Annotated in this window: 2 protein-coding genes and 2 pseudogenes; 2 read left to right on the top strand and 2 right to left on the bottom strand. The window is 65.6% G+C overall.

What is annotated here, in order from left to right:
- Positions 1–428 precede the first annotated feature (428 nt).
- Positions 429–1,078, top strand: a pseudogene (locus ACIREE_RS42610) (transposase); the annotation flags it as partial.
- Between the two features lie 213 nt (positions 1,079–1,291).
- Here the strand turns inward: ACIREE_RS42610 and ACIREE_RS42605 are convergent.
- Both ACIREE_RS42605 and ACIREE_RS42600 read right to left on the bottom strand, forming a co-directional pair.
- Positions 1,292–1,429: a transposase gene (locus tag ACIREE_RS42605; RefSeq protein ID WP_404164973.1), complete on the bottom strand. Its 138-nt coding sequence runs from the start codon at positions 1,427–1,429 to the stop codon at positions 1,292–1,294.
- A 352-nt stretch (positions 1,430–1,781) separates the two neighbouring features.
- A complete protein-coding gene (locus tag ACIREE_RS42600; RefSeq protein WP_404164971.1) occupies positions 1,782–2,153 on the bottom strand; it encodes a winged helix-turn-helix transcriptional regulator in 372 nt (123 codons plus the stop codon).
- 83 nt (positions 2,154–2,236) lie between these two features.
- Between ACIREE_RS42600 and ACIREE_RS42595 the strand changes: the two are divergent.
- A pseudogene (locus ACIREE_RS42595) lies at positions 2,237–2,890 on the top strand (NAD(P)-dependent oxidoreductase); the annotation flags it as partial.
- Between the last annotated feature and the right edge of the window lie 77 nt (positions 2,891–2,967).

The following is a 2,967-nucleotide window of genomic DNA, read 5'->3' as shown; positions in this document are numbered from 1 at the left end:
AAGCCGGGCGATTTCGGCAAATGCCCTGTCCCGAGATGCCGCTTGCAGGCGGTGAACCGGCTCATAGCGGCCTATAAGTGACGCGAACGTCCTCTGAGACAGGCTCTCGGCGCGAACTGGCAACCACCGGATTTCCCCCCATCCCGCCCTACGCCCAAACTGGCCCGCAGGACACCGCACCGGCCCTGCGGGCAGTGGTCGAATTCGACGAGTGCTGGAACCCAACCCTCACGTCGATCGACCCCACGGCCATGAACCGCCTCACCAACCAGGCCCGACTGCGAGCCACAGAACGCCAACTCCTGCGACCGGTACTGCAACGACTCGCCGCCGCCACGGGGACCGAGCCGCCAGGGGGCGGCTCGTCGCACATCCCCACCTCCCGCATCTGACTCGGCATCCTTGGCCCCGTCCCGGCCTGGTACACGGCCACCCTGCGAAAAGCCGGACGCCGCAGGCTCGTTGAAGTGATCCGGCCCAAGGCCCCACGCATGGCCACCCGGTTGATCGATGACGTCTTCGACGCCCTCGACGAACAGACCGTCGTCGTCCCAGGCACCAGCACCCTCGACATCGTCGTCCCCTCGCCGGCCCAGTCCCTGCCTCGCTGGCCCAGTCCCTGGCCACAGTCCACACCCAGCGCAAAGCTCTGGAAGCCCAGATCACGGCCTTGCTGGAGGAACACCCTCTTTCTCAGGTCCTGATCTCGATGCCCGGGATCGCGGTCAGGACCGCCGCAGTTCTGCTGGTCACCGTCGGCGACGGCACCAGCTTCCCCACCGCCGCCCACCTCGCCTCCTACGCCGGCCTCGCCCCGACCACCAAGTCGTCGGGCACCTCGATCCACGGCGAACACGCGCCCAGAGGCGGCAACCGCCAGCTCAAGAGAGCCATGTTCCTCTCCGCGTTCGCCGCACTGCACGACCCCGTCTCCCGCGCCTACTACGACCGCTGCCGGGCCCGCGGAAAGACCCACACACAAGCCCTTCTCCGCCTCGCCCGACAGCGCATCAGCGTGCTCTTCGCGATACCCCGCGACGGCACCTTCTACGAACACCGACCCCCACGCCTCGCTTGACGAAAGACATAGAGGCACCCCCCGGCAGGACACCCGGTGCGGGACGCCGTACTCGGTCCTCTGGTCACCGATGAAGGCGACCAGCGTCTCCGGTTCGTTCTCGGTCACTTCACCCAAAGGACCATGGCGCGCCTGAAGACATCACGCTCCATCTCAAGTTCCTTGATCCGCTTGTTCTTCTCCGCGCTCTCCCGACGCAGCCGCGCGAGCTCCTCACGCTCCAGCTCGCCCAGCGTCCCGTCCCCGCCAGCCCGACGGGCGCGCCACCCAACTGCCCAGGGTGGTCTCCTTGACCCCCATGTCCTTGGCGACCTCGGCGATCGTCTTGCCGGTCTCGGTGACGATTCGCACGGCCCACTCACGGAACTCCGCGTTGTACCGCTCTCGCTTCCCTGCAATGACCCCAACTTCCCCTGCAGTCACAGCCTTCACGCTACGAGGGGAAGGTCAGACGGTGCCGGCGGAATCCAGCGCCGGGTGCGGGGCATGCCGGCAGTGACGCCGTAGTTCCTCTTGAGCGTGCTCCTGCGCGCCTCGCACCACAGCCAGAAAACGACTGCCCACCGGCGCAGGACACCAGCGTTCTGATGGGAATATGCCAGGTTCGGACGGGACTCCTGTCGAGTGACCGGCCGTGGTGTAGGGATTGATGACGGCAGTTGTGCATGGGGAGGGAGACGTCTCAGGTGGATACGCCAGACTTTTAGCCGTGTGATGTCTCGGCTACGCCGACCGTTTCGTGGCCTTCGCGACGTATCCGCTCAACCCCCCAGGCGCCGAGCGGCCCGAGCGCTTGATTGAGCATGCGCCCGTGCTCAGTCAGGGAGTACTCCACCCGCGGCGGCACCTCGGCATAAACCTTCCGGAGCACGAGACCGTCCACCTCCATCTCACGCAGGTGCTGCGTCAGCATCTTCTCGCTCACTCCCGGCAGACCGCGCCGGAGCTCAGCGAAGCGGCGTACGCGGTGGGCATCAAGTTCCCAGAGGATCAGTCCCTTCCACTTGCCGCTCAGTACGTCGAGCGCAGCGTCGATGCCGCAGATGTAAGGCCCGCGTCTCGGCGCCTTGGCCATCACTGATCCCCTTACGAAAAGGTAAGTACCGCAGAAAATAGTGGGTACTTCCGAGAGTAGTGGCGCTCTCCGAATATGGAGGGGTGAACGAACAACAGAACTTCACCACCAGGCAGAAGAGCCCTGTTACCGTGATCGGGCTTGGCCCGATGGGCCAGGCGATGACCCGCATCCTCCTCACCGCCGGCCACCCGGTCACCGTCTGGAACCGCACCGCCGGTCGGGCCGACGGCGTCGTGACCGACGGAGCAACGCTCGCAGCGACACCCAGCGAGGCGGTCGGAGCGAGTGACCTTGTGATCCTCAGCCTCACCGACTACCAGGCGATGTACGACGTCCTCGACAGCGCCACCACATCGCTCGCCGGCCGGACGCTGGTCAACCTGAGTTCTGACACTCCCGACCGCACACGCGAGGCAGCAACCTGGGCAGCGGGCCACGACACCACCTTCCTCACCGGAGGTGTCATGGTCCCCGCGCCGATGCTCGGCACAGAGGCAGCCTATGTCTACTACAGCGGCCGCGACGAGGCGATGGAGCGCCACCTGGCGACGTTGACACTGCTCGGAACACCAAAGCATCTGGGCGAGGACCCGGGCCTCGCCCAGATGATGTACCAGGCCCAACTCGCGGTGTTCCTCACCACCCTGTCCGGACTGATGCACGCCACTGCGATGCTAGGCACCGCAGGAATAAAGGCCAAGGAAGCGCTGCCAGAGTTGGAGCTTCCCCTTGATCGTGGACACCTGGAGACTGGGATCTTGAGGTTCCAGAGGAAGTAGCACCAGGTGGGAAGCAAGCACACGAAGCGGTA

It is taken from the genome of Streptomyces sp. NPDC102467 (assembly GCF_044765445.1).
Classification (GTDB): domain Bacteria; phylum Actinomycetota; class Actinomycetes; order Streptomycetales; family Streptomycetaceae; genus Streptomyces.
This window is presented reverse-complemented; position numbering and strand designations above follow the sequence as displayed.

Excerpts from the sequence above, each read along its gene's own strand:
- ACIREE_RS42600 (WP_404164971.1), bottom strand. The coding sequence starts at position 2,153 with ATGGCCAAGGCGCCGAGACGCGGGCCTTACATCTGCGGCATCGACGCT.